This window comes from Streptomyces sp. NPDC008092 (assembly GCF_042957285.1).
Classification (GTDB): Bacteria; Actinomycetota; Actinomycetes; order Streptomycetales; family Streptomycetaceae; genus Streptomyces.
This window is the reverse complement of the sequence record NZ_JBIBHY010000024.1, coordinates 25,917-40,452: the sequence shown is the minus strand read 5'-3', so window position 1 is coordinate 40,452 and position 14,536 is coordinate 25,917. Positions and strand designations below refer to the sequence as shown.

Genomic DNA, 14,536 nt, shown 5'->3' with positions numbered 1-14,536 from the left:
TTCACCGCGTCAAACTCCTTTGGCTTGCGAAGAGTTGACGGGGAGTGCCGGATTCCGCACGACGAGTGACCCTGTGCAGCGGATGGTTCGATCCCGATCCCCCCGATGCGTGACCCCCACCACAGATCGCCCGTTGTCTTCTTCATGAGCCCGCGACCCCGGGGGCTCACGGACCGGGAGCCACCCGGGCCTTCATGCACCGCATCCCGAGGGAGCCACCGTGCCGCGCATGCTCGACGTCAGCGACGAGGTACGAGCCGAGATCGGCGACGAAGAAGCCGACCGGCTGCTCGCCGGAGACAACGCCCCCGGCAGTTACGACTGCACGTCCTGCCGCACCCCGGGCGACTCCGAACAGGAGCGCACCAGCACCGTCCTGTTCATCGGCGACGAGACCGCCGTCCTCGCCTTCGCCCACGCCACCTGCCTGCCCTCGCAGGTCGTCCAGGTCACCGAGGAGCAGCTGCAGGGCGCGGTCCGCTCCATCAGCGGCGACAGCGCGCCCGGCGGCGGGCCGCGGAAGTCCGTGCCCGAGCAGGCGGTGCTCGGGGTGACCAGCGGACTCGTGCTGATCGCCGGGGAGCTGCACCCCGCGCTGGTCGTGGAGCCGACCTCGCCGATCGTGCGGCCCGGCACGGACGGGGTGGGCGACGACTTCCTGCCGCTCCTCATCGAGCAGGGCTTCATGCCGGTGCCGGAGCTGACCGCGGTGCCGCCGGTGCTGCACGGGTGGTCGGTGCTGCTGGCGGTGGGCCAGCTGCACGCGGTGCTGCAGCCCGGTCCCACGGGCGGGCAGCCGGTGGCGTGGTGGCAGGCGCATCAGCCGCTGCAGGTCACCGACGGGTGGCGGGCGGCCGCCAACAAGCACCAGCAGGTGCTGATGTTCGCGGCACCGGTGGGGTCGATCGGGCGGCAGCCCCGGGAGGATCTGCTGCGCGACGCGATCGACAAGGCCGCGGCGAACGGGAAGCTGGTGGCTGCGGCGCTGCCGCTCGCGGGGGTCTGAGGGGCGCCCACAGGGGGGAGCTGCCGTGCGTGAGCGGCTGCGGGTCGTCCGTGGCTGGTCGCGCAGTTCCTCCCCCAGCCTTCGGCCGGGGGTACCCCCAGCGCCCCTAGAGGGGCGCCTGAGGGCCGCATCTCTTTGAAGACCTGGTCGTTTGGACATACGTGCACGCATACGACCTTCCGCCCCACCGGCCGTCCTTCTCCACCGTTCCCGCTGCCCGGGTGGCTCAGGAGGCCCCGGGCGGGCTCTCGGCCACGCCGATCTACGACTCGCTCTACGCGGAGTGGGTCAAGGCCTTCCGTACGCTGCCGGGTGACCGCAGCGGTGAGGAGTCGCTGGGGTTCGTCGCCTTCGGGAGCGCCCCGTTCAGTACCGGCACCCATGGTCTGGGGTCGTACGGAGGGAGCTCGTACAGCGCGTACAGCGCGGGTGCCTACAGCGCCCGGACCGGCAGCGGGCAGCCCCAGCCGCCGCAGTGGCAGCGGATCGGGACGCTCGGGCGGGCCCAGGAGAACGGGATGGGGCCCGTGCCGGTGGCGCTTCCGCCGGCTCCGCGCCGGGGGATGTGACACAGGGGAGAGGGGCGGTCACCTGGTTCGGTGACCGCCCCTCTCCCCTGTGTCCCTACTTCTTCTTCGCGCCGCGCTTCTCGCGCACCCGCACGGAGATATGGATCGGCGTGCCCTCGAAGCCGAACTCCTCGCGCAGCCGGCGCTCGATGAAGCGGCGGTAGCCGGCCTCGATGAAGCCGGAGGCGAACAGGACGAACCGCGGCGGCTTGGTGCCGGCCTGGGTGCCGAACAGGATGCGCGGCTGCTTGCCGCCCCGGACCGGGTGCGGGTGGGCCGAGACCAGCTCGCCGAGGAAGGCGTTGAGGCGGCCGGTGGGGACGCGGGTCTCCCAGCCGGCCAGCGCGGTCTCGATCGCGGGGACCAGCTTCTCCATGTGCCGGCCGGTGCGGGCCGAGACGTTGACCCGGGGCGCCCAGGCGACCTGGCCGAGCTCGGTCTCGATCTCGCGCTCCAGGTAGTAGCGGCGCTCCTCGTCGAGGGTGTCCCACTTGTTGAAGGCGAGGACGACCGCACGGCCCGCCTCGACGGCCATGGTGACGATCCGCTGGTCCTGCACGGAGATGTTCTCGGAGGCGTCGAGCAGGATCACCGCGAGCTCGGCCTTCTCGACGGCGGCCGCGGTGCGCAGCGAGGCGTAGTAGTCGGCGCCCTGCTGGAGGTGGACGCGCTTGCGGATGCCCGCGGTGTCGACGAACTTCCAGGTGATGCCGCCGAGTTCGATCAGCTCGTCGACCGGGTCGCGGGTGGTGCCGGCGATCTCGTTGACGACGACGCGCTCCTCGCCCGCCACCTTGTTGAGGAGGGAGGACTTGCCGACGTTCGGGCGGCCGATGAGGGCGATCCGGCGGGGGCCGCCGACGCCGGGGCCGCCGAAGGTCTGCTCGGGCGCCTCGGGCAGCGCCTCCAGGACGGCGTCCAGCATGTCGCCGGTACCGCGGCCGTGCAGGGCGGAGACCGGGTGCGGCTCGCCGAGGCCGAGGGACCAGAGGTAGGCCGCGTCGGCCTCGCCGCTGGGGCCGTCGACCTTGTTGGCGGCCAGCACGACGGGCTTGCCGGCCTTGCGCAGCAGGCGTACGACCGCCTCGTCGGTGTCGGTCGCGCCGACCTTGGCGTCGACGACGAAGACGACCGCGTCGGCCGCCTCGATCGCGTACTCGGCCTGGGCCGCCACGGAGGCGTCGATGCCGAGGACGTCCTGCTCCCAGCCGCCGGTGTCGACGACCTTGAAGCGGCGGCCCGCCCACTCGGCCTCGTAGGTCACGCGGTCCCGGGTGACCCCGGGCTTGTCCTCGACGACGGCCTCGCGGCGGCCGATGATGCGGTTGACCAGAGTCGACTTGCCGACGTTGGGGCGGCCGACGACGGCGAGGACGGGCAGCGGGCCGTGCCCGGCCGCCTCGATGGCGCCCTCGACGTCCTCGATGTCGAAGCCCTCTTCGGCGGCGAGCTCCATGAACTCCGCGTACTCGGTGTCACCGAGCGCCCCGTGGTCGTACTCGTGCTCAGCCGAGTCGCCGGGCTGGATGTGGTCGTTCATGAAGTCCGTACCTCGTCGTTCATCGTGGTGATCGGTGGATCGCACCCCTTGTGGGCTCCCGGCACGGGCTCCCATATCGGCTGATCCACTACTTAGTGTCGCCTAGCGTCCGGTCAGACGCCTGGCGTTTTCCAGGTGGCCGGCGAGCTGCTTCTGGATGCGCTCGGTGGCCTCGTCCAGGGCCTTGCGGGTGCGCCGGCCGGTGCCGTCGCCCGCCTCGAAGGGGTCGCCGAAGACGACGTCGACGCGGGAGCGCAGCGGGGGCAGTCCCTTCACCAGCCGTCCGCGCCGCTCCGAGCTTCCCAGCACGGCCACCGGGACGATCGGTGCCCCGGAGCGGACCGCGAAGTAGGCGAGGCCCGCGCGGAGCGCGGCGAAGTCGCCGTCGCCGCGGCTGCCCTCGGGGAATATGCCGAGCACTCCCCCGGCCTCCAGGACGCCGAGCGCCCGGGTGACCGCCGTGCGGTCGGTGGACTGGCGGTCCACCTTCAGCTGTCCGATCCGGGTCAGGAACGGGTCGAGCGGCCCGACGAACGCCTCCTTCTTGATGAGGAAGTGCGTCGGCCGGGGCGCCACGCCCATGACCATCGGGCCGTCGATGTTGTGGGAGTGGTTCACGGCGAGGATCGCCGGACCCTGCGCGGGCACCTTCCAGGCGCCGAGCACGCGCGGCTTCCACAGCCCGTACATCAGGCCGACCCCGATGCGGCGCCCGGTCTCGGCGCCGCGCTGCGACGGAAGGCTCACTTCCCGGCCCGCTTCTCCTCGACGAGGGTGACGACGCACTCGATGACCTGGGCCAGCGTCAGCTCGGTGGTGTCCACCTCGACGGCGTCGCCGGCCTTGGCGAGCGGCGAGGTCTTGCGGGAGGAGTCGGCCGCGTCCCGCTTGACCAGGGCCTCGCGGGTGGCGTTGACGTCGGCGCCCTTCAGCTCGCCGCTGCGGCGGGCCGCGCGGGCCTCCGGGGAGGCGGTGAGGAAGACCTTCAGGTCGGCGTCGGGCAGCACGGTGGTGCCGATGTCCCGGCCCTCGACGACGATGCCGTCCGCGGCGGCGCGGGCCAGCGACCGCTGCAGCTCGCTGATCCTGGTGCGCACCTCCGGCACCGCGCTGACCGCGCTGACCTTGGAGGTGACCTCCTCGGTGCGGATCGGGCCGGAGACGTCCACGCCGTCGACGGTGATCGTCGGCTTGACCGGGTCGGTCCCCGAGACGATCTCCGGCTTGCCGGCCACCGCGGCGATCGCGGTCGGGTCGGTGAGGTCGATGCCGCTGTTCACCATCCACCAGGTGATCGCCCGGTACTGGGCGCCGGTGTCCAGGTAGCTGAGGCCGAGCTGCTCGGCCACGGCCTTGGACGTGCTCGACTTGCCGGTGCCCGAGGGGCCGTCGATCGCGACAATCACGGGCTTTACGGCGCCGTTTTCCACGGGGGGACACCTTCCGGGTGCAGGGTGGTGGGTGGTGTGCGGGCGGCGGTGCGCCCCGCACAAGGTTACCGGCCCCCGGGACCGCCCTTCCCAGCGCTACTGCCGCAGCGCCCAGCCCCGGTCCCGCAGCGCCGACGTGAGCACGGGCACGGCCTTCGGCTCCACCCAGAGCTGGACGTGTCCGGCCTGCTGACCGGTCGCGTGCTCGATCCGCACGTCCTCGATGTTGACGCCGGCCGCCCCGGCGTCGGCGAAGATCCGGGCCAGCTGGCCGGGCTGGTCGTCGATGAGCACCGCCACGACCTCGTACACCCGCGGCGCCGAGCCGTGCTTGCCGGGCACCCGCACCTGGCCGGCGTTGCCGCGGCGCAGCATGTCCTCGATGCCCGCGCCGCCCTCGCGCCGCTTCTCCTCGTCCGAGGACTGCAGGGCACGCAGGGCACGGACGGTCTCGTCGAGGTCGGCGGAGACGTCGGAGAGCAGGTCGGCGACCGGGCCGGGGTTAGCGGACAGGATGTCGATCCACATCCGGGGGTCGGAGGCGGCGATCCGGGTGACGTCGCGTATGCCCTGTCCGCACAGCCGTACGGCCGACTCGTCGGCGTGCTCCAGGCGGGCCGCGACCATGCTGGAGACCAGGTGGGGCATGTGGGAGACCAGGGCCACCGCGCGGTCGTGGGCGTCGGCGTCCATGACCACCGGCAGGGCCCGGCAGTGCGAGACCAGCTCCAGGGCGAGGTTCAGCACCTCGGTGTCGGTGTCCCGGGTCGGGGTGAGCACCCAGGGCCGGCCCTCGAAGAGGTCGGCGGTGGCCGCCAGCGGCCCGGACTTCTCCCGGCCGGACATGGGGTGCGTGCCGATGTACGCGGACAGGTCCAGGCCGCGCTCCTCCAGCTCCCGGCGCGGGCTGCCCTTGACACTGGCCACGTCGGCGTAGCCGCGGGCCACGCCCCTGCTCATCGCGTCCGCGAGGACGGCGGCGACATGGGCGGGCGGGGCGGCGACCAGGGCCAGGTCGACCCGGCCCTCGGGCGCCTCGTCGGTGCCGGCGCCGAGCGCGGCCGCGGTGCGGGCCTGCTCGGGGTCGTGGTCGGCGAGGTGGACGACGACACCCCGCTGGGCGAGGGCGAGCGCGGCGGAGGTGCCGATGAGACCGGTGCCGATGACGAGCGCGGTCCTCACTGGGCGATGTCCTTGCGCAGGGCGGCCGCGGCACCGAGGTAGACGTGGCTGATGTCGGCGCGCGGCCGGTCGGACTCGATGTGCGCCAGTATCCGGACGACCCGGGGCATGGCGCCCTCGATGTCCAGCTCCTGGGCGCAGATCAGCGGTACGTCGACGATGCCGAGCTTGCGCGCGGCGGCCGCCGGGAAGTCGCTGTGCAGGTCGGGGGTGGCCGTGAACCAGATGCTGATCAGGTCGTCCGCGGTCAGGCCGTTCCGCTCCAGGATGGCCGTGAGCAGCGCTCCGACCTGCTCGTCCATGTGGCCGGCTTCGTCCCGCTCCAGCTGGACGGCCCCCCGGACCGCTCGTACCGCCACGGCGCTGCTCCTGTTCTGACGTCGGCGTCTTGGTCCGTCCAGCCTAGTCAGACCGCGGGCGGGCCCGTGCGCCGCGCCCGCCCGCTGAGACGGCTTCCGGTCCTGTTCTACTCCTGCCGGGCGGTCCGGACGGACTTCGCGAGCGTCTCCAGGAGCCCGCCGAGCGAGCCGCCGTCCTGGCCGTGGCTCATCGCGCTGATCAGCGTGGTCAGCATCCCGGCGCCCTCGGCATCGTCGCCGAGGAGGCTGCCGAGTATGTTTTCAAGGTCATTGCCTGCCATGGCCCCAATGTCACGCGTATGAACCAATTCCGCTACTTGGGGTGAAACACACCCGTGCGCCTCTTTACGCCGGGCCCGCCGGTCCGCTCTGATGACAGGCAGACCCGCCTCGGGGGAGGTCCGCCATGAAACGCCCTGGTCCGTTGCTGACCCTGCTCGCGGGTCTGCTGCTCGGCCTGCTCACGCTGGCGCTCGACGCGACGGCGGGGACGAGTCGCGCCTCGTCGTCGTACCAGGAGAAGCCGCCGAGTCCGACGCCGACGAGCAGCACGGCGTCCCCGGCCCCGACGGCCCCGTCACAGTCGCCGTCGCCGTCGCCGTCGAAGATCGCCGACGCCTCCTACGCCGGCCGTACCGACGACGACTCGTCCTCCGTCGCCGTCTCGGTCCGCGACGGGAGGGCGATCGCGTACTTCTGCGACGGGCGCAGCAAGGAGTCCTGGCTCAGGGGCCGGGTGCGGCCCGACGGCAGCATGACGCTGACCGGCAGCCACGGCGCCGCGTTGAACGGCACGCTGCAGGACGGCAGCCGCGTCCGCGGGGCCGTCGACCTGGACGGCGGCCACTACGCCTTCACCGCCCGGAAGGCCGTCAAGGGGTCGGGCCTGTACCGGGCCACGGCGACCGTGCGCGGGGCGAAGGTCGACGGCGGCTGGATCGTGCTCGCCGACGGCCGCCAGGTCGGCATCGTCGACCGCGAGGGCACGCCGTCGTCCGCGCCCCGCATCGACCCGGAGACCGGCGCCGTGACGGTGGACGGCCGGCGGCTGACGGCGAACCCGGTCCTTCCCTGACATCCGGCCGTGACCCGAGGGAGCCGACCATGACCGTCGACCCGAACGCCGCCACCCAGAGCTGGCCGCCGCAGGAGCCGAACCACCGCGGCCCGCACCCCGTCCGCTATCTCGTCCCCGTCCTGGTGGCCGGCGCGGTCGCGGTCGCCCTCGGCGTGTACGGCAGGGTCCACCACCCGACCGGGCACGTCTTCGGCCTCGGCGCCTTCAGCAGCACGTTCGCAGGGAAGACGTGGCTCGCCTCGGTCGCGCTCTTCTTCGCGCTCGTCCAGCTGGTCTCCGCGCTGATGCTGTACGGCAGGCTGCCGGGACCGCGCTGGGCCTCGGGCCTGCACCGCTGGTCGGGGCGGATCGCCTTCCTGGTCGCCGTCCCCGTGGCGGTGCACTGCCTGTACGCGTTGGGCTATCAGACGTACGAAACACGCGTTTTGTGGCACTCCATCCTGGGTTGCTTCTTCTTCGGTGTTTTCAGTGCCAAGATGCTGCTGCTCCGCTGGGAGCGACTCCCTGGCTGGCTGCTGCCGATCGTCGGTGGGCTGGTGTTCGCCGTGCTCACGCTCGTCTGGCTGACGTCCGCATTCTGGTTCTTCCGCACGTTCGGGGTGACGACATGACCGACGGCTCCACTCGACGCACCATGCTCACGACGGGTACCGCGGCGCTCGCCGCGACCTGCGTGGGCTGCGGCAACAACAACGGCAACGGCTCCTCCAGCTCGTCCGAGACGCCGGCCTCGTCCGCGACTCCCGCTTCCCCCGCTACCTCCGCGTCGCCCACCGCCGGATCGTCCGCCTCCGGGTCGGCGAGCGCGGCCGCCGGGAAGGCGCTGGCACAGACGAGTGACATCCCCGAGGGCGGCGGCACGATCTTCAAGGACCAGAAGATCGTGGTGACCCAGCCGACGGCGGGCGAGTTCAAGGCCTTCTCGGCGATCTGCACCCACATGGGCTGCACCGTGGACAAGGTGGCGGACGGCACCATCGACTGCCCCTGCCACGGCAGCAAGTACCACATCGCCGACGGCTCGGTCGCGCACGGCCCGGCGACGAGGCCGCTGCCGGCGGAGACGATCACGGTGAGCGGAAATTCGATCACCATGGGCTGACCGGCCACGTACGCTCCCGGACATGCAGCCCGAGGACCTGGTACGCGACCACACGATCTATGCCTGTGTCATGGGGTCGCGCGCCTTCGGCCTGGCCACCGAGGACAGCGACACCGACCGCCGGGGTGTGTTCCTCGCCCCCACTCCCCTGTTCTGGGGCTTCGAGAAGCCGCCCACGCATGCCGAGGGGCCGGGCGAGGAGCGGTTCTCCTGGGAGCTGGAGCGGTTCTGCGAGCTGGCGCTGCGGGCCAATCCGAACATCCTGGAGTGCCTGCACTCGCCCCTGGTCGAGCACCTCGACGACACGGGCCGCGAGCTGCTCGCCCTGCGCGGCGCCTTCCTCTCCCGGCGCGCCTACGCCACCTTCACCCGCTACGCCCTCGGCCAGCGCCGGAAACTCGACGCGGACATCCGGGCGCACGGCGCCCCGCGCTGGAAGCACGCGATGCACCTGCTGCGGCTGCTGACGAGCGCGCGCGACCTGCTGCGCACCGGTGAGCTGACGATCGACGTCGGCGACCGGCGCGCGGAGTTCCTGGCGGTGAAGCGGGGTGAGGTCTCCTGGGCGGAGGTCGAGTCCCGGATGGCCCGGCTCGCCGCGGAGACCGAGCGGGCGCTGCCGGGCACCCCGCTCCCGGCGGAGCCGGACCACGCGCGCGTGGCCGGCTTCCTCTTCCGGGTGCGCCGGGACTCAGCCCTCCAGACGCACGCGGATCACCAGGCCGTGCAGGGCGTCGTAACCGCTGGGCGCGTCGGGCAGCGCTGAGCCGTTCTGCGCCTCGTCGAGCAGGACGTGCAGCCGCTCCACGTCGGCCTCCACGCGCGTGTACCCGACCGCGGCCTTGCCGTGCTCCTGTTCGGCCTTGGCGGCGATCAGCTCGGGCAGGTGGGCCGGGGCCTCGGGGACCTCGCCGAGGAGCGTGGGCAGATGGGCCTGCACCTCGCCGCTGCGCATCAGATGGATGCCGGTGAGCAGCACCCGGAACGTGTAGAGCAGCGGTTTGAGTTCGCCGGTCTTCTCGAACAGCCGCCACTGGGTGACCGCGAACCCCCGGTAGTGGTGGGCGTGGTGGCTGGTGAGCACGCCCGGGGCGAGCGCGGCCAGTTCGCGGTGCGTGTCGCCGGTGTGCACGACGAGCGGCGACAGGAGCTGCTCCAGCACATAGCCGTTGCGGCGCAGCATCAGCCGGGCGAACTTGCGCAGGTCGTGGGTGACGAGGTCCATCTCGACGCCGTAGCGCACCCAGGTCTTGGAGCGGGTCTCCTCCGGCTCGCGCAGCCCGACCAGGTCGGCGGCGGGCAGCAGGTGGACGCCCCGCAGGTCCAGGTCGGAGTCCTGGGACGGGAAGCCGTACAGGTGCGCGCCGGAGACGGTCGCGAACAGCAGCGGGTCGGGCTGTTCCGCGACGACGGGCGCCAGGTCGAGGTCCGGATCAAGGTCGTCGATCATGGGCTCAAGCGTCCCAGAGCGCGCCCAGCGTCAGCAGGTCGCCCCCGTACTCGATCCGGTCGGCCCACTCCGTCGGCCAGGCGTCCGCGCCCAGCCGGGCGCCCGCGAAGGCCCCGGTGAGGCAGGCGATCGAGTCCGAGTCGCCGGAGGAACAGGCGGCCCGGCGCAGCGCGAGCAGCGGCTCGCCGGGGAAGAGCAGGAAGCAGAGCAGGCCGGTGGCCAGGGCCTCCTCGGCGATCCAGCCGGCGCCGGTGGCCAGGCACGGGTCGTCCTCCGGCGAGGCGGTGCGCACGGCCTCCTGGAGCCGGTCGAGGATCTCCAGGCACTCGTCCCAGCCGCGCGAGATGAACGCCTCGGGGCTCGCGTCCTGGCCGCGCGTCCACAGGTCGCCGAGCCAGGAGTGGTGGTAGCGGGTGCGGTTCTCGCGGGCGTAGGACCGCAGCCGGTCGACGAGCCGGTCGGGTTCGGTCCCCTGCGCGAGCAGCCGTACGGCACGCGCGGTGAGGTCGGAGGCGGCCAGCGCGGTGGGGTGGCCGTGGGTGAACGCGGCCTGCAACTGGGCGGCGCCGGCGCGCTGTTCGTCGCTCAGCCCGGGGGCGAGACCGACGGGCGCGACCCGCATGTTGGCGCCGCAGCCCTTGGAGTCGATCTGGCTGGCGTCCTGCCAGGCGCGTCCCTCCTCCTTCAGGAGGTTGCAGGCCCGCAGGCAGGTGCGGCCGGGCGCCCGGTTGTTCTCGGGCGACTGGTACCAGTCCACGAACTCCTCGCGCAGCGGCCGCTCCAGCCGCTTGGGCGCGAGCACCCCCCGGTCCATGGCGGTGCGCATGGCATGCCCCACGGCGAGGGTCATCTGGGTGTCGTCCGAGACGAAGGCCCGCCGCGGCAGCTCCATCTCCCGCCACGGCCCGGACTTGGCGAGGATCGAGGGCACGTCGTTGAACTCGGTGGGGAAGCCGAGCGCGTCACCGAGGGCGAGACCTATGAGGGAGCCGGTGGCGGCGCGCTTGTCGCCGATGTTCGTGGTCATGCGGGGCGTCCTTCCCGGGACGGGCGGAGCAGGGGCGGGTGCAGCGCGGTGGCGGTGCCCGCCCGGTAGAGGGCGGCCGGTTTGCCGCGGCCGCCGGTCAACCGGGCGGCGCCGGGGACGGGTTCGACGAAGTCGGGAGTGGCGAGCACCTTGCGGCGGAAGTTGGGGCGGTCCAGTGCGACGCCCCACACGGTCTCGTAGACGTGCTGCAGCTCGCCGAGGGTGAACTCGGGCGGGCAGAAGGCGGTGGCGAGACAGCTGTACTCCAGCTTCGCGCCGACCCGTTCATGGGCGTCGGCCAGGATCCGGTCGTGGTCGAAGGCGAGCGGCCTGCCCGGGTCGTACGGCAGCCAGCGCGCCTGGGCGGCGTCACCGCCGCCGTGCGGCTCGGGGGCGTCGGGCAGCAGTGCGGTGAAGGCGACGGAGACGACCCGCATCCTCGGGTCGCGGTCCGGCTCGCTGTAGGTCCGCAGCTGCTCCAGGTGCAGTCCGGACACGTCCGACAGTCCGGTCTCCTCGGCGAGTTCCCGCCGGGCCGCCGTCTCGGCCGACTCCCGCGGCAGCAGGAAGCCACCGGGCAGCGCCCACTGTCCGGCGTACGGCTCCTGCCCGCGCTCGACGAGCAGCACGTGCAGGGCGCCGGCGCGGAGGGTGAGGACGGCGAGGTCGACGGTGACGGCGAAGGGTTCGAAGGCGTACTTGTCGTAGCCCTGCATGCGCCCGTCCACCCCCTCGATGATCGATGCGACTAATAGTCGTCACGACTATAAAGAGTCGGGGGGAGCCGCGCAAGCCTCCAGCGGCCGCTGGAGCCCCGTTCGCGGACACGACGGCGGCCGGTCCCCGAATGCCCGGGACCGGCCGCCGGAGAGCCGCACACGCCCCTTCACGGGGTTCCGCGGCCCTGAGGGGTCCTGAAAGGGTCTACAGGTCGACTTCCTTCATGAGCATCCCGACCTCGGTGTTGGACAGACGGCGCAGCCAGCCCGACTTCTGGTCCCCGAGGGTGATCGGGCCGAAGGCGACCCGCACCAGCTTGTCGACCGGGAACCCGGCCTCCGCCAGCATGCGCCGCACGATGTGCTTGCGGCCCTCGTGCAGGGTGACCTCGACCAGGTAGTTCTTGCCGGTCTGCTCGACGACCCGGAAGTGGTCGGCGCGCGCGTAGCCGTCCTCCAGCTGGATGCCGTCCTTGAGCTTCTTGCCCAGGTCGCGCGGGATCGGGCCCACGATGTGCGCGAGGTAGGTCTTCTTCACGCCGTACTTGGGGTGGGTCAGCCGGTGCGCCAGCTCGCCGTGGTTGGTGAGCAGGATGACGCCCTCGGTCTCGGTGTCCAGGCGCCCCACGTGGAAGAGCCGGGTCTCCCGGTTGGTGACGTAGTCGCCGAGGCACTGCCGCCCGTCCGGGTCCTCCATGGTGGAGACCACGCCGGCCGGCTTGTTCAGCGAGAAGAACTGGTACGACTGCGTGGCGACGGTCAGCCCGTCGACGCGGACCTCGTCCTTCTCCGGGTCGACCCGCTTGCCCTGCTCCAGGACGATCTCGCCGTTGACCTCGACCCTGGCCTGCTCGATCAGCTCCTCGCAGGCGCGCCGGGAGCCGTAGCCCGCGCGGGCGAGGACCTTCTGCAGCCGCTCGCCCTCCTGCTCGGCACCCGGGAAGGTCTTGGGCAGCTTGACGTCCTTCTTGCCCGCGTACCGCTCGCGGTTGCGCTCCTCGGCGCGGGCGTCGTACTCACGGGAGCTCGCCGGGGCCCAACGGCCGCGCCCGGTGTCCTGGCTCTGCCGGGGGCCGCCCTTGGCGCCGCCGCGCGCCGAGGCGCCGCGGCCCGACTTCGGGCCGTCCTGGGTGGCGCCCGGGCCTACGTCGTAGCGCCGCTCCTCCGGGCGCGGCTTCTTCGGCCGGCCGGCGCCCTGCTTGTCGTCGCGGGCGTTCCCGGCGCCGCGGTAGTTACCGCGGCCACCGCTGCTCCCGCCGCGGCCGCCGCTGTTGCCACCACGGCTCCCGCCGTTGTTTCCGCTGCTGTTCCTGCCGCTGCTGCTTCGCATCAAATTTCCGTCTAGTCGTCTGCGTCGTCTGCACCCGGCGCATCGGGTGCGTCCGGGTCGAACGACGGCACGCCCTCCTGGGTCTCGGCCTCGATCGCCTCCGCCTCCGGGAGGAAGGGCGCGAGCTCCGGGAGCTCGTCCAGGCCGCGCAGGCCCATCCGCTCCAGGAAGTAGTTCGTCGTCCTGTACAGGATCGCACCTGTTTCGGGTTCCGCGCCCGCCTCCTCGACCAGCCCGCGCTGGAGCAGGGTGCGCATCACACCGTCGCAGTTGACTCCGCGGACGACGGAGACCCTGCTGCGGCTCACCGGCTGGCGGTAGGCGACGACCGCGAGGGTCTCCAGGGCGGCCTGGGTGAGCCGGGCTGTCTGGCCCTCCAGGACCAGCCGCTCCACGGCGGGCGCGTACTCGCCGCGCGTGTAGAAGCGCCAGCCGCCGGCGACGAACCGCAGCTCGAAGCCGCGGCCCTGCGCGGTGTACTCGTCCGCCAGCGCCCGCAGCGCCTTCGTGACGGTCTGCTTCGGCCGCTCCAGGAGCTTCGACAGATGCTCGACGGTGGCGGGCTCGTCCACGACCATGAGCACCGCCTCCAGGGCCGGCTTGAGGTCGAGCTCGGCGACGGGCCGCAGCCCCGCCGGCAGCTCCGCGGTCTCCTCACTCACGCCTTCTCCTCCTTGGGCGGCTCGGGCGGCCGGTCGAACTCGTCGGTCACCGTCGGCTGGGTGCCACCGTCCCCGCCGGTCCACCGGACGATCAGGTCCCCGAGGGCGGTCTCCTGGTCGAGGGCGACGGCCTTCTCCCGGTACAGCTCCAGGAGTGCCAGGAAACGGGCCACGACGGTGAGCGTGCTGTCGGTGTCCTCGACGAGCACCCGGAAGCTGGCCTCGCCCAGCTCCCGCAGCCGCGCCACCACGATCCCGGCCTGCTCCTGCACGCTGACCAGCGGGGCGTGGATGTGGTCGACGTACACCTGCGGCTTGGGCCTGGGCTGCATCGCCTTGACGGCGAGCTTGGCGAATCCCTCGGGACCGATGCTGATGACGACCTCGGGCAACAGCTCGGCGAGGTGCGGTTCGAGGCCGACGGTACGGGGCCAGCGGCGGGCCTCGTCGTCCAGACGCCGGTTGAAGATGTCGGCGATCTGTTTGTACGCGCGGTACTGCAGCAACCGCGCGAACAGCAGGTCCCGGGCCTCCAGCAACGCGAGGTCGGCCTCGTCCTCGACCTCGGCGGCGGGCAGCAGCCGGGCGGCCTTCAGGTCGAGCAGCGTGGCGGCGACGACGAGGAACTCGGTCGTCTGGTCCAGGTCCCAGTCCGGCCCCATGGCCCGGATGTGCGCCATGAACTCGTCGGTCACCTTGGAGAGCGCGACCTCGGTGACGTCCAGCTTGTGCTTGGAGATCAGCTGGAGGAGCAGATCGAAAGGACCCTCGAAGTTGGCGAGCCGGACTTTGAAGACGCCGTCGGGGACGTCTTGTGGCTCCTCGGCGCCGGGGGGCTGGGGTTCGACAGCGCCGGGTTCCTCTTCAGGCGCGACCGCGTTGTGGGCAGGCGTTCCGCTGGGGGTCCCCCCAGGCCCTTCAGGCACTGGGGGAGGAACGGGTGGGCACAACGCCCCACCGGCCTCTGCCGGACCCTCGGCCTCCGCCACAGGAGCACCCGGCCCCCGCCCCAGCGCACGCCTGCGGCCGGGACCGGGGCCGGCTGCGGGAACGTCGGACGAGGTCATAGCCCCCGCAGGCTA

At 72.3% G+C, this 14,536-nt stretch carries 18 protein-coding genes; 6 read left to right on the top strand and 12 right to left on the bottom strand.

All coding sequences use genetic code 11. The annotated features are described in order from the left end of the window. Positions 1–220 precede the first annotated feature (220 nt). Both ACFZB3_RS46435 and ACFZB3_RS46430 read left to right on the top strand, forming a co-directional pair. Positions 221–1,006 carry a hypothetical protein gene (locus ACFZB3_RS46435; RefSeq protein WP_391389227.1) on the top strand — a complete coding sequence of 262 codons (786 nt, stop codon included), beginning with the start codon at positions 221–223 and terminating at the stop codon, positions 1,004–1,006. Between the two features lie 161 nt (positions 1,007–1,167). Continuing rightward, entirely contained in the window at positions 1,168–1,575 is a 408-nt protein-coding gene (locus ACFZB3_RS46430) for a hypothetical protein (RefSeq protein WP_391389225.1), read from the top strand. Positions 1,576–1,630: 55 nt separating this feature from the next. Here the strand turns inward: ACFZB3_RS46430 and der are convergent, their stop codons facing one another. From der to ACFZB3_RS46400, 6 genes are all read right to left on the bottom strand, one after another. Beyond that, the gene (gene der, locus ACFZB3_RS46425; protein WP_391389224.1) at positions 1,631–3,115 is read right to left on the bottom strand and encodes a ribosome biogenesis GTPase Der; all 1,485 of its coding nucleotides are present in this window, start codon (positions 3,113–3,115) and stop codon (positions 1,631–1,633) included. Positions 3,116–3,217: 102 nt separating this feature from the next. Beyond that, entirely contained in the window at positions 3,218–3,901 is a 684-nt protein-coding gene (locus tag ACFZB3_RS46420) for a 1-acyl-sn-glycerol-3-phosphate acyltransferase (protein WP_391389222.1), read from the bottom strand. Further along, positions 3,859–4,545, bottom strand: coding sequence for a (d)CMP kinase (gene cmk, locus ACFZB3_RS46415; RefSeq protein WP_391389220.1), 687 nt, complete (start codon positions 4,543–4,545; stop codon positions 3,859–3,861). Before cmk ends, ACFZB3_RS46420 begins: the two co-directional genes overlap by 43 nt. Positions 4,546–4,641: 96 nt before the next feature. Then, complete coding sequence (locus ACFZB3_RS46410) at positions 4,642–5,727, bottom strand: prephenate dehydrogenase (RefSeq protein WP_391389218.1); 1,086 nt, start codon at positions 5,725–5,727, stop codon at positions 4,642–4,644. Then, positions 5,724–6,086, bottom strand: a complete 363-nt coding sequence (aroH, locus tag ACFZB3_RS46405; RefSeq protein WP_391389216.1) for a chorismate mutase — start codon at positions 6,084–6,086, stop codon at positions 5,724–5,726. Before aroH ends, ACFZB3_RS46410 begins: the two co-directional genes overlap by 4 nt. Before the next feature lie 107 nt (positions 6,087–6,193). Beyond that, a complete protein-coding gene (locus ACFZB3_RS46400) occupies positions 6,194–6,367 on the bottom strand; it encodes a hypothetical protein (RefSeq protein ID WP_391389214.1) in 174 nt (57 codons plus the stop codon). 125 nt (positions 6,368–6,492) lie between these two features. Between ACFZB3_RS46400 and ACFZB3_RS46395 the strand changes: the two genes are divergently transcribed. From ACFZB3_RS46395 to ACFZB3_RS46380, 4 genes are read left to right on the top strand one after another with little or no spacing between them, the layout of a single operon-like run. After that, entirely contained in the window at positions 6,493–7,161 is a 669-nt protein-coding gene (locus ACFZB3_RS46395) for a hypothetical protein (protein ID WP_391389212.1), read from the top strand. A 29-nt stretch (positions 7,162–7,190) separates the two neighbouring features. Then, complete coding sequence (locus ACFZB3_RS46390) at positions 7,191–7,775, top strand: DUF6529 family protein (protein ID WP_391389210.1); 585 nt, start codon at positions 7,191–7,193, stop codon at positions 7,773–7,775. Next, entirely contained in the window at positions 7,772–8,266 is a 495-nt protein-coding gene (locus tag ACFZB3_RS46385; RefSeq protein WP_391389208.1) for a Rieske 2Fe-2S domain-containing protein, read from the top strand. Before ACFZB3_RS46390 ends, ACFZB3_RS46385 begins: the two co-directional genes overlap by 4 nt. Before the next feature lie 22 nt (positions 8,267–8,288). Beyond that, positions 8,289–9,032, top strand: a complete 744-nt coding sequence (locus tag ACFZB3_RS46380; RefSeq protein ID WP_391389206.1) for a DNA polymerase beta superfamily protein — start codon at positions 8,289–8,291, stop codon at positions 9,030–9,032. Here the strand turns inward: ACFZB3_RS46380 and ACFZB3_RS46375 are convergent. The 6 genes from ACFZB3_RS46375 to ACFZB3_RS46350 form a co-directional block, all read right to left on the bottom strand. Then, the gene (locus ACFZB3_RS46375) at positions 8,958–9,716 is read right to left on the bottom strand and encodes a DNA polymerase beta superfamily protein (protein WP_391389204.1); all 759 of its coding nucleotides are present in this window, start codon (positions 9,714–9,716) and stop codon (positions 8,958–8,960) included. The two genes, ACFZB3_RS46380 and ACFZB3_RS46375, sit on opposite strands and share 75 nt — an antisense overlap. Positions 9,717–9,720: 4 nt before the next feature. Continuing rightward, the gene (locus tag ACFZB3_RS46370) at positions 9,721–10,743 is read right to left on the bottom strand and encodes an ADP-ribosylglycohydrolase family protein (RefSeq protein ID WP_391389202.1); all 1,023 of its coding nucleotides are present in this window, start codon (positions 10,741–10,743) and stop codon (positions 9,721–9,723) included. After that, on the bottom strand, positions 10,740–11,459 hold the full coding sequence (locus tag ACFZB3_RS46365; RefSeq protein ID WP_391389355.1) for an NUDIX domain-containing protein: 720 nt from the start codon (positions 11,457–11,459) through the stop codon (positions 10,740–10,742). Before ACFZB3_RS46365 ends, ACFZB3_RS46370 begins: the two co-directional genes overlap by 4 nt. A gap of 208 nt (positions 11,460–11,667) precedes the next feature. Then, positions 11,668–12,792, bottom strand: a complete 1,125-nt coding sequence (locus ACFZB3_RS46360; RefSeq protein ID WP_391389200.1) for a pseudouridine synthase — start codon at positions 12,790–12,792, stop codon at positions 11,668–11,670. 11 nt (positions 12,793–12,803) lie between these two features. Further along, positions 12,804–13,454 (bottom strand): SMC-Scp complex subunit ScpB, encoded by a 651-nt coding sequence (scpB, locus tag ACFZB3_RS46355; RefSeq protein WP_391389198.1) that lies wholly within the window; start codon positions 13,452–13,454, stop codon positions 12,804–12,806. Further along, positions 13,451–14,521, bottom strand: a complete 1,071-nt coding sequence (locus tag ACFZB3_RS46350; protein WP_391389196.1) for a segregation/condensation protein A — start codon at positions 14,519–14,521, stop codon at positions 13,451–13,453. Before ACFZB3_RS46350 ends, scpB begins: the two co-directional genes overlap by 4 nt. Between the last annotated feature and the right edge of the window lie 15 nt (positions 14,522–14,536).